Consider the following 17,501-nt stretch of genomic DNA (forward strand, 5'->3'; position numbering starts at 1 on the left):
GAAGGTCGTGGTTATGACGTGATGCGCTTCGTTCTTTGCGTCCCCCAACTGGGCCCCGGCCTTCGCCGGTGTACAGAAGAGGTGGATTCGCGCGGAGGCGCGGAGAACGCGGAGGGGGTCGTGCGGCTTGGCCGATGTCGTGGCCCTATGATCCGTCTCGATGATGTTCGCTGCACGCGGAGGCGCGGAGGCGCGGAGGTGAGAAGAAGGCTGCCGCGGACGCTGGCCTGCTCCGCTCCTCCGCGCCTCCGCGTGAATCAATTCCGGCTTATCGGGAGTCCCGCCGCCGGTCCCGGCCGCGACCCCTCTGCGTCCTCCGCGCCTCTGCGCGCCGATCATTTCGCGATCCAGGCGCGGAAGCGTTCGCCTTCGGCGTGCAACACCTCGCCTTCGCCTTCCGGCAGCGGTGCCGGATCGTAGGCGAGATCGAGCGCGATCGTCAGGATGCTGCCGTCGCCGAGCCGCCAGCGGGCGGTGACCGCCGCCTCGCCGTTCGCTTCGGCGCCGATGGCCTGCGCGCCCGCGAGATGCGGCACGATCGCGCGCTGGCGCAGCGCGATGAGGTCGCGGATCAGCGTCCGCCAGCCGTGGGCGTCCGGCCCGGGCTCGGGTCGCGAGCGTTCGAAGGTGTCGGGGGCGTTGGGGTCGGGGATGCGTTCGCGTGCCGCGGGATCGGCGAAGGCGTCGAACTTGGCGAATTCCTTGCGCCGGCCTTCACGTACCGCGTCGGCCAGTTCGTCGTGGAAGTCGGTGAAGAACAGGAACGGCGTCTCGCTGCCCTCCGTATCCCCCATGAACAATAAAGGCACCTGCGGCCCGAGCAGCAGCAGCGCGGTCGCGGCGCGCAGCCGGGCGGTGTCGGTGAGGACGGTGAGCCGCTCGCCGAGCGCACGATTGCCGACCTGATCGTGGTTCTGGAGGAAGGCGACGAAGCGCGTAGGCGACAGATGCGCGCTCGGCGTGCCGCGCGGCGTGCCGTCGTGATTGGCCGATGGCTCGCCCTGATAGACGAACCCCTCGGCGAGGCAGCGCGCGAGCCGCTCGGCGGGAAGGTCGGCGAAGTCGCTGTAATAAGCGCTGGTCTCGCCGGTGAGCAGGACGTGGAGGACGTTGTGGAAATCGTCGTTCCACTGCGCGTCATAGCCGCCCTTTCGGAGGCGTTCGGCGTCGTTGCGCTCGTTTTCGAGGACGAGGTGGATGTGGCGGTCGGGGAAGGCGGCGCGGATCTCCGCCGCCATCGCATCGAGGAAGTCGGGATCGTCGATCGCGTGGACCGCGTCGAAGCGCAGACCGTCGATGCGATATTCGCCGAGCCACATCAGCGCATTGTCGACGAAGAAGCGGTGCACCGCCGCCTGCTTCACCGCGACCGCGCCGCCCCAGGGGGTGTGGACGTCGGCGTCGAGGAAATCGGGCGCATAGGCCGACAGGTAATTCCCGTCGGGGCCGAAGTGATTGTACACCACGTCGAGGAAGACCGAGAGGCCGAAGGCATGCGCCTCGTTGACCAGCGCCTTGAGGTCGGCGGGGGCGCCATAGGCCTCGGCGGGGGCATAAGGCAGGACGCCGTCATAGCCCCAGTTGCGCGTGCCGCCGAAGGCGTTGACCGGCATCAGCTCGATCGCGGTGATGCCGAGCGCGGCGAGCGTCGGGATCTGGTCCATGACGCCGCGGAAGCCGCCGAGGACGCCGGCGTGAAGCTCGATCAGCACCGTCTCTTCCCACGACCGGCCGCGCCAGTCGGGTACGCTCCAGGCGTAGGCGGGATCGATGACGAGGCTCCAGCCGTGGACGCCGCCCGATTGCGCGCGGCTCGCCGGATCGGGGACGGCGAGGTCGCCGATGCGGAAGCGGTAGCGCGTGCCGGCGGGGGCGTCGGCGGTGGCGGCGAACCAGCCGTCACCGTCCGCGATCATCGGAATCGTCGCGCCGCCGTCGATTTCCAGCGTCACCGCGTCGCGCGCCGGCGCCCAGAGCGCGAAGCGGGTGCGGCCGTCGTCGCGCAGCTCGGCGCCCCAGCGGCGGCTCATGCCGCGTCGTCCTCGAAGCGCAGCGTCCAGGTGACGAGCACCGCGCCCTGCGGCGACACCTCGTAGCTGTCCTCGATCGCGATTTCGCCCTGGTCGGGCTTGGCGCTGTCGATCAGCACGATACGGCCGGCGTGGGGCGGCGGCAGGTGGAAGGTCACCGGATCGGGCGAACCGTTGAGCAGCAGCGAGATCGCCTCGACCTCGCCGGCATCGTTGCGGCTGGCGCGGCGCATCATCAGCGCGCGACCTTCCGGATTTTGCCAGTCCTCGGGGCTCAGCCGCTCGCCGCGCTCGTCCCACCATTCGACGTCGTTGATGCCGTGGCCGGGCGAATCCTGCCCGTAGAGGAAGGTCGCGGCGCGCAGCACGGGGTAGCGGCGGCGCAGATCGGTGAGGCGCGCGACATAGTCGATCTGCGTCTGGCCCGCCTCGCTCGCCGCGGCCTGCCAGTCGAGCCAGCTGATCTCGTTATCCTGGCAATAGGCGTTGTTGTTGCCCTGTTGCGTCCGGCCGAATTCGTCACCGGCGACGAGCATCGGCGTGCCGAGCGAGGCGAGCAGCGTCGTCAGCATCGACCGCTGGACGCGGCCCCGTGCGTCGTTGATCGCGGGATCGTCGGTCGGGCCTTCGTGGCCCCAGTTGCGCGAATGGTTGTTGTCGTGGCCGTCGCGATTGTCCTCGCCATTGGCCTCGTTGTGGCGCTCCTCGTACATCACCGTGTCGGCGAGCGTGAAGCCGTCGTGTGCCGAGAGCAGGTTGATGCTCGCCCACGGCCGCCGCGCACGGCGGTCGAACAGGTCGCCCGACCCCGCGAGCCGCGCGGCGAGATCGGCGCGCTGGCCGGCGTCGCCGCGCCAGAACTGGCGGACGGTGTCGCGATATTTGTCGTTCCACTCGGCGAAACCGGGCGGGAAATTGCCGAGCTGATAGCCGCCGGGGCCGACGTCCCACGGCTCCGCCATCAGCTTGAGGCGGCCGAGCACCGGGTCCTGCCGCACCACGTCGAAGAAGGCGGCGCCGGGGTCGAAGCCGTCGTCCTCGCGCCCCAGCGTCAGCCCGAGATCGAAGCGGAAGCCGTCGATGCCGAAGCTCGTCGCCCAATAGCGCAGCGAATCGGCGACCATCTGGACGACGCGGGCGTTGCTGAGGTTGAGCGTGTTGCCGGTGCCGGTGTCGTTGATCGTATAGCGCGGCTGATCCTTGACTAGCCGGTAATAGCTCGCATTGTCGAGCCCGCGCCACGACAGCGTCGGCCCCTTCTCCGAGCCTTCGCAGGTGTGATTGTAGACGACGTCGAGGATCACCTCGATCCCCGCCTTGTGCAGCCGGTGAACGGCGCGGCGCAGCTCGTCCTGGCTGTCGGTCGACATATAGGCCTGTTCGGGCGCGAAGAAGCCGAGCGTGTTATAGCCCCAATAGTTCTTGAGGCCCTTCTCTTGCAGGAAGCGGTCCTGCGTGAAGGTCTGGATGGGGAGCAGTTCCAGCGCGGTGACGCCGATCCGCTTGAGATGCGCGATCACCGCGGGATGGCCGAGCGCGGCATAGGTCCCGCGTTCGCGCGGCGGCACCAGCTCCATCAGCTTGGTCAGGCCCTTGACGTGCGCCTCGTAGATCACGGTTTCGGACCAGGGCGTGTTGGGCCTGGTGTCGCGCGACCAGTCCCAATGATCGTCGACGACGACCGCCTTGGGCATCGCCGGCGCGCTGTCGCGCTTGTCGAAGCTCAGGTCCTCGCGCGCGTGGCCGACCTTGTAGCCGTGCAGCGCGTCGGTCCATTTGATCTGGCCGTGCAGCCGCCGCGCATAGGGATCGAGCAGCAATTTGTTGGGATTGAAGCGATGGCCGTTCTCGGGCTCGTAGCGGCCGTGCGCGCGATAGCCGTAGATCAGGCCGGGCGCGGCATCGGGCAGATAGCCGTGGAACACCTCGTCGGTACATTCGGGAAGCGTGATCCGCTGCAACTCGCGCTTGCCGGAGGGATCGAAGACGCAGAGTTCGATACGGTCGGCATTGGCGCTGAAGACCGCGAAATTGACGCCGAGACCGTCGAAGGTCGCACCAAGCGGATACGGCGAGCCCGGCTCGAGCCGGTCGGGCAAGGAATGCACGTCTTAGGAACCCCCATATTGATCTCGCTGCGCCAAACGCAGGTGCAGCATGGAAGCTCCCGACCGAAAATTCACGCGCGCGCGGCGCGCCGGCGGTCGGGCCGGCGCGCCTGCTCGGGTCAGCGCTTGGCGAGGGGGTCGAAGCCGGCGGCGCGCCACTGGCTGAGCGATTTGCACTCGCGCCGGCGGATGTGCGAACCGGTGACGTCGTCGACCAGGCAGACGCGCGGGTTATAGTCCGGGCGCGCCAGCGTCGCGGCGGCGGCGGCCGCTGCGGTCGCGACGGGGGTGGCGGATGCGGTGGGTGTCGAGGCGGGCTGCGGCGCGGCGGTGGCGGACAGGAGCGCGGCGGCGATGGTGGTGATGAGCATGATGTTCCTCCCAAGGACACAGCCCGATGTGGCTGTACCCGTAGCAGTGCATTATGCATGCCAAACACCTCATAGGAGGGCGGCGGGCGTTTTCGGAGCGATTTGCGCCGCGTGGCGCGCCAACATCTGGTTTCTGGCGCCGAAGCTCGGGATCAGCGCGCCGGCTTGCTGAGGAAGCGCGAGCCCGCCGCGCAAAAGCGCCACGGCGTCTCGACGGCGCGGGTGATGCCGATGCGCGTGCCGGCGTGGGTCGGGATGGCGGCGCCGGCGGCGGCCAGCGCGAACGGCGGCAGGTCGAGCGCGGCGCCGTCGAGCGCCTTATCGACGCCGAGCGCCTGGCAGAGCCGCCCCGGTCCGGCGCAGAGCAGGCGCGGATCGGCGAGGCCGCGGCGGGCGATCATCGTCGCGATGCCGTCGGTCGGTTCGAGCGCGCGGATCAGCACCGCGCTGCCCGGGCGGCAGACGAAATTTAGGCACCAGTGGATGCCGTAGCTGCGATAGACATAAGCGTGGCCGGCGGGACCGAACATCGCCGCGTTGCGCGCCGTTGGCCCGTTCGCGCTGTGCGAGGCGGGGTCGTCGGCGTCGTAAGCCTCGGTCTCGACGATCGTGCCGCCGACGCCGTCGATCCGCATCGTCGCGCCGATGAGGTCGCGGGCGACGCTCGCGACGTCGCGGTCGAAGAAGGCTGGGGGTAGCGGCATCGCGGTGGGGTTAGGCGGGGGAGGCGTTGCGGGGCAAGCGTGTACCCCTGTGGGCGGATACGACGAGCGGTTCAGGCGGCTGCCTTCATTCACCCGTCACCCCGGAACGAGTCCGGGGTGACGGAGTGGGTTGGAAAGGGCGGGGCAACCTAAATGCTCCTTGCCAAAAGCTCGAAGCCGGCCCGGATGCCGGTTATGGGCCGCCGGTCAGCCCCAGTCCTCCAGCACCGCTTCAATCCGCTCTAGCCGCGTCTGCGCGTCTTCGATCCGCTCGGCGAGGATCAGGCGGCCGTTCTTCTCCTTGAACCCCTCGGGCGGGGTGATCGGTTTGCGCGGGGTGAGCGCGATCGCGGCCGGTCCGGCGTCGATGCGCTGGATGTCCGCCGCGCGCGCGGCGACGCGGATGCGGGCGATGGCGAGGAGCAATCGCACCGCGTCGGGCAGGTCGCCGAACCGGTCCTCCAACTCGTCGGTGAGCGCGTCAAGGCCGTCGACGTCCTCGATGCGGGCGAGCCGCGCGTAGGTGGTGACGCGCAGCTCCTGTTCGGGCATCCAGTCGTCGGGCAGGCGGCCGTCGATGCCGAGGTGCAGCTCGGGGCTCCAGCGCTCCACCGTTTCGCCGCGCGCGGTGCGCAGCGCGCTTTCGAGCAGATGCTGGTACAAATCGATGCCGATCAGCTTCATATGCCCGGCCTGCGTCTCGCCGAGCAGATCGCCAGCGCCGCGCATGTCGAGATCGCGCGCGCTGATCGCGAACCCGGCGCCGAGCCGGTCGAACGCCTCCAGCGTCTTGAGCCGTTTGAGCGTGCGCGGCGCGATCGTCGCCTCGGGGTCGGTGAGCAACAGGACCTGACCACGGCGGATGCCGCGACCGACGCGGCCGCGCAACTGGTGGAGCTGCGACAGGCCGAAACGGTCGGCGCGCCAGATCACCATCGTATTGGCGCGCGGCACGTCGAGCCCCGCCTCGATGATGTTGGTGGCGAGCAGCACGTCGCCGTCGCCGCCGGCGAAACGCACCATAGCCTCGTCGATCTCGGCGGCGGGCATCTTGCCGTGCGCCTGGACGATATCGAGCTCGGGCACCGATTTGGCGAGCTTCTCGGCGAGCGGTGCCATGTCCTCGATCCGCGGCACGACGACGAAGCTCTGGCCGCCGCGGGTGCGCTCGCGCAGTAATGCGGTGCGTACCACGGTCGCGTCGAACGCGCCGACGACGGTGCGGATCGGCTGGCGCCGCGCCGGCGGCGTGGCGATCACCGAGAGCTGCTGGAGCCCGATCAGCGCGGTCTGGAGCGTGCGCGGGATCGGCGTCGCGCTGAGCGTCAGCACGTGGCCGGCGCCGAGGTCGCGCAGCCGCGTCTTGTCGGCGGCACCGAACCGTTGTTCCTCGTCGATGATGACGAGCGCGAGATCCTGGTAGGCGATGCCCTTGGCGGCGACCGCGCCGGTGCCGACGACGACGTGCACCGATCCGTCGGCCAGACCCGCCTTGATCCGCTTGCGGTCGGCGGCGGCGGTGAGGCGCGACAGGCCTGCGACGACCACGCCGGTCCCTTCGAACCGCGCGGCGAAGCTTTCGAGATGCTGGCGCGCGAGCACCGTGGTCGGCGCGGCGATCGCGACCTGATGGCCGGCGAGCGCTGCGATCGCGGCGGCGCGGAGCGCGACCTCGGTCTTGCCATAGCCGACGTCGCCGATGACGAGCCGGTCCATCGGCTTGCCCGAGGCGAGATCGTCGCGCACCGCGGTGATCGCGCGTGCCTGATCGGGGGTTTCGGTAAAGGCGAAGCCCGCCGCGAAGCGTTCGTAGGCGGCGATGTCGGGAACGAGCCTGGGCGCGGCGCAGCGGTCGCGTTCGGCGGCGAGCGCGGTGAGGCCGCGCGCGCTTTCGGCGATGGCGGCGTCGATCGCGCCGCGCCGCTTGAGCCAGCTCGCGCCATCGAGCTTGTCGAGCGTCACCGCCTCGGCATCGGCGCCGTAGCGCCAGATGCGGTCGGCCTCGGCGACGGGGACGAGGCGGACGCCGTCGTCGGCATAGGTCAGCGCGATGGCGTCGCCGGCATCGTCGGGCAGGGGTTGCAGGCCGCTGACCACGGCGAGGCCGTGATCCTCGTGCACGACGACGTCGCCGAGGCGGATCTCGCCATAATCGAACAGGCCGGTGTCGGCGACGGGGGTGGTGGGATCGTCGCGCTCGGCACGGCTGCCGAGCAGGTCGGCGGCGGCGATGGCGAGCACGCCGTCGCGGTGGAAGCCGCGATCGGCGGCGAGCGGGAGGGTGTGGACGCTGCCCGGCGCGGCGGCGACGATCGCCGGCCACGAGCCGGCTTCGGCGACGGGCAGTTTGAGCGTCTTGGCGATGCGCCGTTGCAGGAAGCGCAGATCGCGCGGGCCGCCGAGGATCGCGAGCCGGTCGCCGGCGTCGATCGCGGCGCGTGCCGCCTTGGCGAAGGCGCGCATCGGCGCCTTGCTCTCGACGAAGCGCGGCGGCGGGTCGCCGGCACGCGCCAGCGGCGGCATCGCGCGGTCGGCGACCGCCTTGCGCCAGCGGGCGTCGCCGAGCGTGTCGGCGATCGCGCGGGTCGGGCGGCGCTTGGCGGCGTCGGCGGCAAGCGCGAGGAAGCGCGCGCGGCGGGCGTCAGCGGCGGGTTCGAAGCCGATGCGTGCGTCGGGCAGATGGTCGCAGAGCGGCACGCCCTCGTCGGCGAGTGGCGGTTCGGCGACGCGGCCGAGTTCGCGCGTGTCGATGTCCCCCGTGGTGCGCTGGTCGCCGGGATCGAAGCAGCGCAGGCTGACGACGCGGCCGTCGCCGGCCTCGACGCGCAGCGGCAGGCCGGCATCGGCGGGGAAGACGTCGAGCACTTGGCCGCGCAGCGCGATCTCGCCGGGCTCGTCGACGGTCTCGTCCGGGGTGTAGCCGATCGCGGTCAGGCTGGCGAACAGCGCCTCGAGATCGATCGGCGCGCCGGCGTCGACGCGCGGCGGCGCGGCGGCGAAGGATTGCGGCGCGGGATAGGCGCGGGCCAGCGCCTCGCCGGTGGTGATGCACGCGATGCGCGGCCGCTCGGCCGCGTCGAGCAGCAGGCGGATGCGGCGTAGCGCCGAGACGCGCTGGCCGACGTTGCCGGGCGAGGCGGGGGCGGCGTCGCCGGGCAATGCGTCGCTACCGGGGCAGAACAGCACTTCGGCATCGGGCATCGCGAGCGCGAGTGCATGGCTGAGCGCGACACCACGCGGTTCGTCGGCAACGGCGAAGAGGAGATCACCGGCGGCGAGCCGTTCGGCGAGCGCGGCGGCGGTTTCGGCAATGCCGAGCGGGTCGGCGAGCGGCGGTTCGGGAGCCAGCAGGGGGGCGTCGCGGGAAGGGCTGGCTTTGGCCGGCATAGACCTATGTTGCCTTTCGATAGGGAATGCTGCCGAACGGCCGGTCGGCGGCGACGTTCCTTCTCCGCCAGTGCGAAAACTGTGGATGATATTTGCGGCCGCGGCTCAGGGACTTGGCGGGGTGGGCCAGCATATCCTCGCCTTTTTACGGACGATGATGGAAGTCAAAGCTGCACTCTTCCGTCACCCCGGATCAAGTCCGGGGTGACGAACTGAAGGGTGTCGCAGGCGCGGCGCCGATCAACGTCGATCCGGCCTGGCCGCTCGGGTCAGTCGACCTGGGCCAGATAGCGTTCGAGATCGTCGCTGCCGCCGATCTGTTCGCCGTCGATGAACACCAGCGGCGTCGTGGCGACGTCATGCTCGGCCTTGAACGCCTCGACCTCTTCGCGCGAGCGGAGGATCTGGTCGTCGACCTCGAAGCCTTCGGATTGCAGGATCTGCTTGGCGCGGACGCCGAACGGGCAGATGTGGTCGGGCAGGACCATGCGGTACAAAGTGGCGGTGCGGCTGTCGGCCATGTCGGGTCCTTTCGGGAACACTCGCGGCTATAGCGCGGCAGCGTCGCGTGCGTTCCGTCAGCCGCCGGGTTTGAGTCCGGCGGCGACCAGCGGGGTGAGCCGGTCGGCGATGCGCGCGACGCCGGTCGCATTGGGGTGGACGCGGTCCGCCTGCATCAGCTTCGGATCGCCGATCACGCCGTCGAGGACGAAGGGGTAGAGGCCGGCCTGGTCGCGCTTCGCCAGATCGGGCCAGATGCGGTCGAAGGCGGCGACGTAATCCGCGCCGAGATTGGGCGGTGCCTTCATCCCGGTGAGCACCACCGGCAGGCCGCGCTTGCGCAGTTCGTCGAGCATCGCGGTCATGTTGGCGCGCGTCTCGGCGGCGGGGAGCTGGCGCAGCACGTCGTTGCCGCCGAGGCCGAGCAGAACGAGGTCGGGCTTGCGCGGCAGATTGTCGAGCACGAAGCCGAGCCGCTGCCGCCCCGCGGCGGTGGTATCGCCCGAGACGCCGGCGTTGACGATCGTCGCGTTGATCCCGTCGCGGCGCAGCCGTGCCTGCACCGCATCGGGCAGGCTCTGGCCGCGATCGAGGCCGTAGCCGGCATAGAGGCTGTCGCCGAAGGCGAGTACCAGCCGTTCGGGGCCGGCCGGGCGCCGGGCCGTCGCGGTCGCCGTCGCGCTGGGTGCCGGCGTCGGCGTCTGCGCCGGCCGGTCGCAGCCGGCGAGCATCAGGGCTTGGCCGAGCGCGGCCGCTGCCGCATAGCGTATCATCAGCCCCTTCAAGGCCTTGTCCTCCCGATATGACCGAACCCGCTATGGTGATCGACGCGCGCGATGTCACGCTGACGCTCGGCGAAACCGCGATCCTGCGCGGTATCGACCTCTCCGTCGGGCGCGGCGAGAGCGTCGCGCTGCTCGGTACCTCGGGGTCGGGCAAATCGTCGCTGATGGCGGTGCTCGCCGGGCTGGAGCGGGCGAGCGGCGGGCGCGTGACCGTCGACGGGCTCGACTTCGGCCGCCTCGACGAGGATGCGCTGGCGCGCGCGCGGCGTGGCCGGATCGGGATCGTGCTCCAGGCCTTCCACCTGCTGCCGACGATGACCGCGCAGGAGAATGTCGCGGTGCCGATGGAGCTGGCCGGGGCGGCGGATGCGTGGGAGCGGGCGGCGGCGGAGCTGGCGGCGGTCGGCCTGGGCCACCGGCTCGATCATTACCCATCGCAATTGTCGGGCGGCGAGCAGCAGCGCGTCGCGATCGCGCGGGCGCTCGGGCCGCGGCCGCCGCTGGTCTTCGCCGACGAGCCGACCGGCAATCTCGACACCGCGACCGGCAGCGCGATCATGGACCTGCTGTTCGTGCGCCGCGCGGCGATCGGTGCGACTTTGGTGGTCATCACCCACGACCGCAGCCTCGCCGAACGCTGCGACCGGGTGGTGACGCTCGCCGACGGACGGATCGTTTGAGCGGCTGGGCCTCGGCGTGGCGGCTGGCGCGGCGCGAACTCGACTGGCGCTTCCGGGGGTTGCGGCTGCTCGTCGTCTGCCTGTTGCTCGGCGTCGCGGCGCTGGCGGCGATCGGCGGGCTCGCCGATGCGGTGGGACGCGAACTGGCGGCGCGGGGTGCGGCGATCCTGGGCGGCGACGTCGAATTCGCGGTGTCGCAGCGATCGGCGAGCGAGGCCGAGCATGCGGCGCTGGCGCGTGCCGGCGCGGTGTCGCAGACGGTGCGGATGCAGGCCAATGCGGTCGCCGGCGGCAGCGCCGCGCCGATCCAGTTGAAGGCGGTCGATACCACCTATCCGCTCTACGGGCGGGTGAAACTGGCGGGCGGGCGGCATGTCGGCGCGCCGCCGCCGGGGCAGGCGTGGATCGCGCCGGCGCTCGCCGAGCGGTTGCGGCTGCGTCCGGGCGGGCGCATCATGGTGGGCGCGGCTCGGCTGACCGTCGGCGGGATCATCGCCGACGAGCCCGACCGGCTCGGCGAGGGGTTCACGCTCGGCCCGGTCGCGATCATCGCGATGACGACGCTGCCGGCGACGCAATTGGTCCAGCCGGGCAGCCTCTACGAGACGCGCTATCGCCTGCGCCTGCCGGCCGGCAGCGACCCGGCGCGGATCGCCAAGGCGTTCGAGGCGCGCTTCGCCACCGCCGGATGGGAGAGCAAGACGCGCGAGCGCGCCTCGCCGGGGGCGTCGCGCTTCGTCGACCGGATGGGCGAGTTCCTGACGCTGGTCGGGCTCGCCGCGCTGGCGATCGCCGGGATCGGCGTCGGCAATGGCGTCGCCTCGTTCCTCGCCGGGCGGCGCGGCGGCATCGCGACGCTCAAGGTGCTCGGCGCGACCAGCGCCGATGTCGCCCGCCTCTATGCGATCGAGATCGGCGCGGCGGCGCTGGTGGGGATCGCCGGCGGGCTGGTGATCGGTATCGCGGCGGTGCCGCTGCTCGGCAAGGCGCTCGCCGGCGCGCTGCCGGTGGTGCCGGACCTGACGATCGCGCCGTGGCCGTTGCTGCGCGCGGCGGCCTATGGCCTGCTGATCGCGATCGCCTTCGCCGCGCCGCCGCTCGCCGCGGCGGGGGCGACGCCGGCGGCGGGGCTGCTCCGCGGCGCGCTCGCACCGATGCGCGCGGCGTCGTGGCGGGGGCGGGGAATCGCGCTCGTCGCCGGCGGCGCCGCGGTCGCGCTGGCGATCGCCACCTCGGCGCAACCGCCGATGGCGGCGAGCTTCCTCGCCGCGGTGGCGGGCGCGCTGCTGCTGCTCGCCGGGCTCGGCCGGCTGGTGCGCGCGACGGCGGGGCGGCTGCCGCGGTCGCGCCGGCCGCTGCTGCGCCTCGCCATCGCCGCGCTGCACCGGCCGGGTGCGCGCACCGAGGCTTTGGTGGTGGCGTTGGGGCTCGGGCTGACGCTGTTCGTGCTGCTCGCCGCGATCCGCACCAGCATCGACGCCAATATCGCCACCACCGTGCCGGCACGCGCACCGGCGCTGTTCGCGCTCGACGTGCCGCGGCCGCGCGAGGCGGAGTTCCGCCGTATCGTCGGCGCGGCGGTGCCGGCGGCGGTGGTCAAGACGGTGCCGATCCTGCGCGGCACGATCACCGGCTATCGCGACACCCGCGTCGCCGACCTCAAGACGCTGCCCGAGGGCGCCTGGGCGCTGCGTGGCGAACGCGGCCTGACCTATGCCGCGACGCTGCCCGAGGGGAGCACGCTCGCCGCCGGTCGCTGGTGGCCGAAGGACTATACCGGGCCGCCGTTGGTCTCGGTCGACGAGCGGCTCGCCAAGGCGCTCGACCTCCGGATCGGCGATCCGCTGACGGTCAGCCTGCTCGGCGTCGAGCGCACCGCGCGCGTCGCGTCGTTCCGGCAGATCCAATGGGATACTTTGGGGTTCAACTTCGTGCTGGTGTTCTCGCCCAACACGCTGGCGGACGCGCCGCACAATCTGGCGGCGACGATCGACCTGCCGCGGGGGCGCGAGGGGCGGGTGACGCGCGCGCTGCTGGCACCTTTCCCGTCGGTGTCGGTGATCGAGGTGCGCGGCGTGCTGGCGCAGGTGCGCGATCTCGTCGGGCAGGTCGCGGCGGCGATCGCCGCGGCGGCGGGAGTCGCGGTGGCGGCGGGGATCGCGGTGCTGATCGGCGCGATCGCCGCGGCGCGCGAGGCGCGCACCTATGACGCGGTGATCCTGCGCACGTTGGGCGCGACGCGCGGGCAGTTGCTGGCGGCGCAGGCGCTCGAATATCTGCTGCTCGGCGCGGTGGTGACGGTGGTGGCGCTGGTGCTCGGGCTGGGCGGGGCGTGGTATGTCGTGGTGCGGATGTTCGACTTCGCCTGGGCGCCCGATCCCGTCGCGGTGGGCGTGACGCTGCTGGCGGGGCTGGGCGTGACGCTGGGCATCGGACTGGCGGGCGCGTGGCCGATCCTGAGTATGCGGCCGGCACGGGCGCTGCGGGAGGTGTGACCCCAATCCCTCCCCCGCAAGGGGGAGGGGGACCGTCCGGCGCAAGCCGGATGGTGGAGGGGGAGGACAGGGCGGGAGCTTTGAACGACGCTCCCGCCCTGTCCTCCCCCTCCGTCACCGCTGCGCGGTGCCACCTCCCCCTGGCGGGGGAGGACTTAGGTCCAGTAGAGGATGCGCGCTTGCGGCAGGTGCCGCGCCACCTCCGCCGCGAAGAAGCGTTTCAGCGTTCCCATCGTCGCTGCGTCGTAGACGTATTTGAGCGAGCCGAACTTCGTCCGTTTCTCCACCCGGTTTTCGGCGCCCATGTCGAGCTTCGAGGACGGATACCAGCTGTCGAGCACCGCCTTCGACCCCGGCGTGTAGCGGTGGGTGATCAGCTCGATCGTGCAGTCCGTCGCCACCCCGGCGAGCGCGGCACCGGCCTGCGCGAGCAGCTCGCCATAAGCGTCTTCCCAACCCGGCGCGGCGATGATCGGCGCGATCGTCAGGCCGATCGGATAGCCGGCGCGGCCCATCCGCGCGAGCGCGGCGAGCCGTGCCGCAACCGGACTCGTTCCGCCCTCGAACCGGGCGAAGCGCGCCGGGTTGATCGAGGCGCGCATCCGCGTCCGCCCCTGATGATCGAGCGCGAGCAACGGCTCGACCGCGTCGAACTTGGTGGTGAAGCGCAATTGTACCGGCGCCCGCCATGCCCCGAACGCCGCGATCAGCGCCGACAGCGATCCGGTGAGATGTTCGAGCGCGAGCGGATCGGTGTAGCAGCTCGCTTCATAGGTCGTCCCTTCGTCGGCACGCGCCGCGGACCGCGAGGTAACCGTTCCCTCGCCGAGATACTGCGGCAGCGCGGCGACGATCGCGGGCAGATTGGCATAGGCGCGGGTGATCGGCGGCCCCTTCAGCGAGCCTGCGAGATAGCAGTAGCTGCAATGCGCCGGGCAGCCCTCGGCAAGGTCGACGCGCCAGTCGGCGGAGGGCGCGATCGGTTGCAGGCGCAGCTTGCCCGGCGGCGCGACGACCACCGCCAGCGTCTTCTTGGCGGCGGCATAAGCGGCGGCGGCCTCGTCGGGCAGGCCGAGCGCCAGCCGGTCGGAGGCGAGCCGCTCGACGGGAATGCCCAGCGCCTCCGCGCGCGCCGCAATGGCATGGCCGTGCTCCCACGACAGCGCCGAGCGGGTGATCAGCACGCGCCGCGGCAGCCACGGGCGCGTCGCCCGGATGTCGCTCACGGCAGGGCCTCGAACCAGGCGGCATACGGCGTGTTCGCCGCCATGTGGCGGTTGAGATCGGGCGTGCCGTCGTCCCACCACACCGGGCCGCGCTCGCCCAGCGCCTGTTTGGCGGCGTCGACGCGGCTGCGGGCGTCGCGCTCGGCAGCGGCATCCTCGGCGCGCAACGCGGCGCCGACGTCGCGGCGGGCCTGCATCAGATCGGCGACCAGCGCCGCGCGGCGATCTTCGCCGAGCGCGGGGTTGCTGCGGCGCCACAGGCGTCCGCGTACCACGATATAGCGGCCATCGGGGGTCGTCGGCGGGTCGGTATCGCGCATCAGGGTCCAACGCACCAACCCGCCGCGCGTCGCAAGCCATTGGCGGATAGTGGAAAGATCGCCGGCGCCGCCTACATCACGGACGATCTTCCAAGGACATGAGATGATTCCATCGCCGGTTTCCGCCGATCCCCTGCTGCTGGCTTATGGCGATAGCCTGATCGCCGGTTACGGCCTTGCGTCCGCCGATGCCTTTCCGGCCCGGCTCGAACAGGCGCTGCGGAGCGACTGGCCCGATGCGGCGGTGATCGCCGCGGGTCGGTCGGGCGACACGTCGCAGGATGCGCTCGCGCGGCTGCCGCGGACGCTCGCCGGCCTGTCGCACCGGCCCGATCTCGCCGTGGTGCAGATCGGCGCCAACGACGTGTTGCGGGGCATCGCGCCCGCGCGGATGCGCGCCAATCTCGATGCGATGCTGACCGAGTTCGCGCGGTGCGGCATCTCCGTGCTGATGACCACGATCGAGCCGCCCGCTGTGTTCGCCGAGCGGACGCGGGGCTATGCCGGCATCCACGCCGCGGTGGCGGAGCAGCATGGTGCGGCGACCTGCGCCTTCTTTCCCGCCGGCGTGCTCGGCCATCCCGCGATGACGCTGGCGGACCGCATCCACCCCAATGCCCGCGCGATCGGCCTCGTCGTCGATCAGGTCGCGCCCGCGGTCACCGCGGCGCTGCGATCCGCGCTGAGGGCGGCGGCCTGACGCCCGCCTTCGCGCAGGCGACGGGCGGGGCTATCGATTCTTCGCGCCGTTCGAAGAAGCGGGAGCCCGGCGCGAGGCCGGGGTGACGGGGTGGGTTTGGAACACGGGCGACTTATGAAAGCTCATATGCCATTGCGCTGCGGGCGAGGGGGGACGGATGGATCGCATGACGCTGCACTTCGACGGGGGATCGCGGCCCAATCCCGACCGGATGGAGATTGCGGTGGTGACCGGCGGGCGCACCTATATCCGCGACGATCTCGGTCCCGGCGACAATTGCACCGCGGAATGGCTGGCGTTGCTCTATGCGGTCGAGATCGCGGTGGCGGCGGGTGCCGAGGATGCGGTGTTCATCGGCGATGCGCGCACGATCGTCGAACAGGCGCTCGGCCGCTGGCGCTGCCGCAGTCTGCATTTGCAGCCGCATCTCGCCGCCTATCGCGCCGCGACCGCGGGGCTGGCGCGCGTCCACGTCCGCCATGTCGGCCGGTCGAAGAACCTCGCCGGCATCGCGCTCTCCCGCCGCCATCCGCGCTGAATTGCGTTCATTTCGCACATGCGGAACGATCGGCGGAAACACTGGGGTGATGAAGCGTTGGTCGCCGTCATCATCTAACAGGAGCGACCGACATGAATCAGGATCAGATCGAAGGTACGGCAGGCGATCTCACCGGCAAGCTCAAGGAAGGCCTGGGCAAGGCGACCGGCGACACCGAGACGCAGAACGCCGGCGTGGTCGATCAGATCAGCGGCAAGGTCCAGAAAACCTTTGGCGACACCAAGGAAACCGTTGCCAAGAACGCCGCACCGCTCGCCGACAAGGCCCGCAAGTTCGCCAACGAGCGTCCGTTCGCGGCAGCCGCGCTCGCCGGTGTGGTCGGTCTCGCGATCCTGAACACGCTGCGCGGCAAGACCTCGGCGTAATCGCCGGTACCCAGCGGATAGCAAAAAGGGCGTCGGCAACAGCCGGCGCCCCTTTTCGTTGGTCCCGTGACGGCGTCGCCGGGCGATCCGGGCCACGCCTTGCGTCCGATCAGGACTTGAGGGCCTTCGCCATGTTGAGGTGCGCCGCGACGGTCGGCGCGAGGCCGGTCGCGAAGGTCTTGAGCGCGGGCACGTCGCCCGTCGCCGCATAGCCGCGGAGCAGGTCGAGCGTCTGCTGATGGCCCGACTGCTGGGCGGTGATGTAGGCGGCGTCGAAGTCCGCGCCCTTCTTGGTCTTCAGCGAATCGACGATCGTCTGCTGCTCGGCGCTGAGCTTGGGATCGGGGATCAGCGCCGGGGCCAGGCCGGCGATGGTCGCCTTGAGCTTGTCGGTCGAGGCGGTGTGCGCGGTGATCATCTGGTTGGCATATTTCTTCACCGCGGCCGAGCTGCTGTTGTCGAGCGCGAGCTTGGACGTCGCGATCTCGAACGCGTCGCTCGCCGCTGCCGAGTTGACGAAGGCCTGGCCGCCGGTCGCAGGCGCTACCGTATTGGCGGTGCCGGCCGTGTTCGCGTCGAACGCGGTCGTGTCGTTGGTCGCGAGCGCGGTGTCGTTCGCGGCGGTCGTGTCGGTCTTCTGGCCGCAGGCGGCGAGCGCCAGCGCCGATGCCGACAGGATGACTATGGATTTCTTGAGCATGTGAAACTCCCTCGTTGCGCGCGCTGAACGTCCGGGCGTTGCGACGCGTTCCGTTTCCCGGGGGAGCGTTCCGGGCGTCCCGACGTTGCACGTTCATCCCAACCGACAGGAGACACGCGTTGAGCATTTTCGGCAACATCATGGGCAAGATATTCCACCACAAGCAGGATGCCGCCGCGGCCCCCGCCGCGCCGCAGACCACGCAGGCGGCACCGACGCCGACGCCTGCACCGGCCGCAGCGCCCGCCGCCGCGCCGGAAGCGCCCGCCCAGCCGGTCGATGTCGGCGCGGTGCTGTCGGAAATGGCGACGATGAAGAACGGCGGCGGCAACTATCAGTCGTCGATCGTCGACCTGCTCAAGCTGCTCGACCTCGATTCCAGCCTTTCGGCGCGCAAGGAACTGGGTCAGGAACTCGGCGTGCATGCCGGTGACGACGGCAGCGCCGAGCAGAACATCGCGCTGCACCGCGCGGTGATGGCGAAGCTCGCCGAGAACGGCGGCATCGTTCCCGACAGCCTGCGCGGCTGATCGACGGGGCGGGGGCAGGCGGTCCGCGCCGGCCCCCGCG

16 protein-coding genes are annotated in these 17,501 nt (G+C 71.0%); 6 read left to right on the forward strand and 10 right to left on the reverse strand.

Features of this window, described 5'->3' with window-relative positions; all coding sequences use genetic code 11:
* Positions 1-335: 335 nt before the first annotated feature.
* The 7 genes from treZ to ACLBWH_RS07515 form a co-directional block, all read right to left on the reverse strand.
* Complete coding sequence (gene treZ, locus ACLBWH_RS07485; RefSeq protein ID WP_447797903.1) at positions 336-2,030, reverse strand: malto-oligosyltrehalose trehalohydrolase; 1,695 nt, start codon at positions 2,028-2,030, stop codon at positions 336-338.
* Positions 2,027-4,138 carry a glycogen debranching protein GlgX gene (gene glgX / locus ACLBWH_RS07490; RefSeq protein WP_447797904.1) on the reverse strand — a complete coding sequence of 704 codons (2,112 nt, stop codon included), beginning with the start codon at positions 4,136-4,138 and terminating at the stop codon, positions 2,027-2,029. The genes treZ and glgX overlap by 4 nt, the downstream gene beginning before the upstream one ends.
* A 119-nt stretch (positions 4,139-4,257) precedes the next feature.
* Entirely contained in the window at positions 4,258-4,509 is a 252-nt protein-coding gene (locus ACLBWH_RS07495) for a hypothetical protein (protein WP_322848786.1), read from the reverse strand.
* Positions 4,510-4,661: 152 nt separating this feature from the next.
* Positions 4,662-5,213: a DNA-3-methyladenine glycosylase gene (locus tag ACLBWH_RS07500; RefSeq protein WP_447797905.1), complete on the reverse strand. Its 552-nt coding sequence runs from the start codon at positions 5,211-5,213 to the stop codon at positions 4,662-4,664.
* A 207-nt stretch (positions 5,214-5,420) separates the two neighbouring features.
* Positions 5,421-8,600: a helicase-related protein gene (locus ACLBWH_RS07505; protein WP_447797907.1), complete on the reverse strand. Its 3,180-nt coding sequence runs from the start codon at positions 8,598-8,600 to the stop codon at positions 5,421-5,423.
* Between the two features lie 269 nt (positions 8,601-8,869).
* Entirely contained in the window at positions 8,870-9,121 is a 252-nt protein-coding gene (locus tag ACLBWH_RS07510; protein WP_038662469.1) for a glutaredoxin domain-containing protein, read from the reverse strand.
* Between the two features lie 57 nt (positions 9,122-9,178).
* Complete coding sequence (locus tag ACLBWH_RS07515; RefSeq protein ID WP_447797909.1) at positions 9,179-9,874, reverse strand: arylesterase; 696 nt, start codon at positions 9,872-9,874, stop codon at positions 9,179-9,181.
* A 29-nt stretch (positions 9,875-9,903) separates the two neighbouring features.
* Here ACLBWH_RS07515 and ACLBWH_RS07520 point away from each other — a divergent pair, with 29 nt between their 5' ends.
* Positions 9,904-10,566: an ABC transporter ATP-binding protein gene (locus ACLBWH_RS07520; protein ID WP_322848790.1), complete on the forward strand. Its 663-nt coding sequence runs from the start codon at positions 9,904-9,906 to the stop codon at positions 10,564-10,566.
* Entirely contained in the window at positions 10,563-13,061 is a 2,499-nt protein-coding gene (locus tag ACLBWH_RS07525; protein ID WP_447797911.1) for an ABC transporter permease, read from the forward strand. Before ACLBWH_RS07520 ends, ACLBWH_RS07525 begins: the two co-directional genes overlap by 4 nt.
* Positions 13,062-13,216: 155 nt before the next feature.
* On the opposite strand, the gene ACLBWH_RS07530 is transcribed toward ACLBWH_RS07525, so the two are convergent.
* Together ACLBWH_RS07530 and ACLBWH_RS07535 are read right to left on the reverse strand one after the other, a co-directional pair.
* Positions 13,217-14,287, reverse strand: a complete 1,071-nt coding sequence (locus ACLBWH_RS07530; RefSeq protein ID WP_447797913.1) for a spore photoproduct lyase family protein — start codon at positions 14,285-14,287, stop codon at positions 13,217-13,219.
* Positions 14,284-14,607: a hypothetical protein gene (locus tag ACLBWH_RS07535; protein ID WP_447797915.1), complete on the reverse strand. Its 324-nt coding sequence runs from the start codon at positions 14,605-14,607 to the stop codon at positions 14,284-14,286. The genes ACLBWH_RS07530 and ACLBWH_RS07535 overlap by 4 nt, the downstream gene beginning before the upstream one ends.
* Positions 14,608-14,710: 103 nt before the next feature.
* On the opposite strand from ACLBWH_RS07535, the gene ACLBWH_RS07540 reads away from it, so the two are divergent.
* The 3 genes from ACLBWH_RS07540 (at position 14,711) to ACLBWH_RS07550 (ending at position 16,231) form a co-directional block, all read left to right on the forward strand.
* Positions 14,711-15,307 (forward strand): arylesterase, encoded by a 597-nt coding sequence (locus ACLBWH_RS07540; RefSeq protein WP_447797917.1) that lies wholly within the window; start codon positions 14,711-14,713, stop codon positions 15,305-15,307.
* A 166-nt stretch (positions 15,308-15,473) separates the two neighbouring features.
* Complete coding sequence (locus ACLBWH_RS07545; RefSeq protein WP_447797919.1) at positions 15,474-15,845, forward strand: reverse transcriptase-like protein; 372 nt, start codon at positions 15,474-15,476, stop codon at positions 15,843-15,845.
* Between the two features lie 92 nt (positions 15,846-15,937).
* Positions 15,938-16,231, forward strand: a complete 294-nt coding sequence (locus ACLBWH_RS07550; RefSeq protein WP_038662454.1) for a CsbD family protein — start codon at positions 15,938-15,940, stop codon at positions 16,229-16,231.
* A gap of 109 nt (positions 16,232-16,340) precedes the next feature.
* Here the strand turns inward: ACLBWH_RS07550 and ACLBWH_RS07555 are convergent, their stop codons facing one another.
* Complete coding sequence (locus ACLBWH_RS07555) at positions 16,341-16,931, reverse strand: DUF4142 domain-containing protein (RefSeq protein WP_447797921.1); 591 nt, start codon at positions 16,929-16,931, stop codon at positions 16,341-16,343.
* A 119-nt stretch (positions 16,932-17,050) separates the two neighbouring features.
* Between ACLBWH_RS07555 and ACLBWH_RS07560 the strand changes: the two genes are divergently transcribed.
* The gene (locus ACLBWH_RS07560) at positions 17,051-17,461 is read left to right on the forward strand and encodes a DUF3597 family protein (protein WP_447797923.1); all 411 of its coding nucleotides are present in this window, start codon (positions 17,051-17,053) and stop codon (positions 17,459-17,461) included.
* Positions 17,462-17,501 lie beyond the last annotated feature (40 nt).

The sequence above is a fragment of the Sphingomonas sp. M6A6_1c genome (assembly GCF_053345135.1).

Bases quoted from the DNA above. Each gene is read 5' to 3' on its own strand.
- treZ (WP_447797903.1), bottom strand. From the start codon at position 2,030: ATGAGCCGCCGCTGGGGCGCCGAGCTGCGCGACGACGGCCGCACCCGC.
- ACLBWH_RS07495 (WP_322848786.1), bottom strand. From the start codon at position 4,509: ATGCTCATCACCACCATCGCCGCCGCGCTCCTGTCCGCCACCGCCGCG.
- ACLBWH_RS07500 (WP_447797905.1), bottom strand. From the start codon at position 5,213: ATGCCGCTACCCCCAGCCTTCTTCGACCGCGACGTCGCGAGCGTCGCC.
- ACLBWH_RS07505 (WP_447797907.1), bottom strand. From the start codon at position 8,600: ATGCCGGCCAAAGCCAGCCCTTCCCGCGACGCCCCCCTGCTGGCTCCC.
- ACLBWH_RS07510 (WP_038662469.1), bottom strand. From the start codon at position 9,121: ATGGCCGACAGCCGCACCGCCACTTTGTACCGCATGGTCCTGCCCGAC.
- ACLBWH_RS07515 (WP_447797909.1), bottom strand. From the start codon at position 9,874: ATGATACGCTATGCGGCAGCGGCCGCGCTCGGCCAAGCCCTGATGCTC.
- ACLBWH_RS07520 (WP_322848790.1), top strand. From the start codon at position 9,904: ATGACCGAACCCGCTATGGTGATCGACGCGCGCGATGTCACGCTGACG.
- ACLBWH_RS07535 (WP_447797915.1), bottom strand. From the start codon at position 14,607: ATGCGCGATACCGACCCGCCGACGACCCCCGATGGCCGCTATATCGTG.
- ACLBWH_RS07540 (WP_447797917.1), top strand. From the start codon at position 14,711: ATGATTCCATCGCCGGTTTCCGCCGATCCCCTGCTGCTGGCTTATGGC.
- ACLBWH_RS07545 (WP_447797919.1), top strand. From the start codon at position 15,474: ATGACGCTGCACTTCGACGGGGGATCGCGGCCCAATCCCGACCGGATG.
- ACLBWH_RS07550 (WP_038662454.1), top strand. From the start codon at position 15,938: ATGAATCAGGATCAGATCGAAGGTACGGCAGGCGATCTCACCGGCAAG.
- ACLBWH_RS07555 (WP_447797921.1), bottom strand. From the start codon at position 16,931: ATGCTCAAGAAATCCATAGTCATCCTGTCGGCATCGGCGCTGGCGCTC.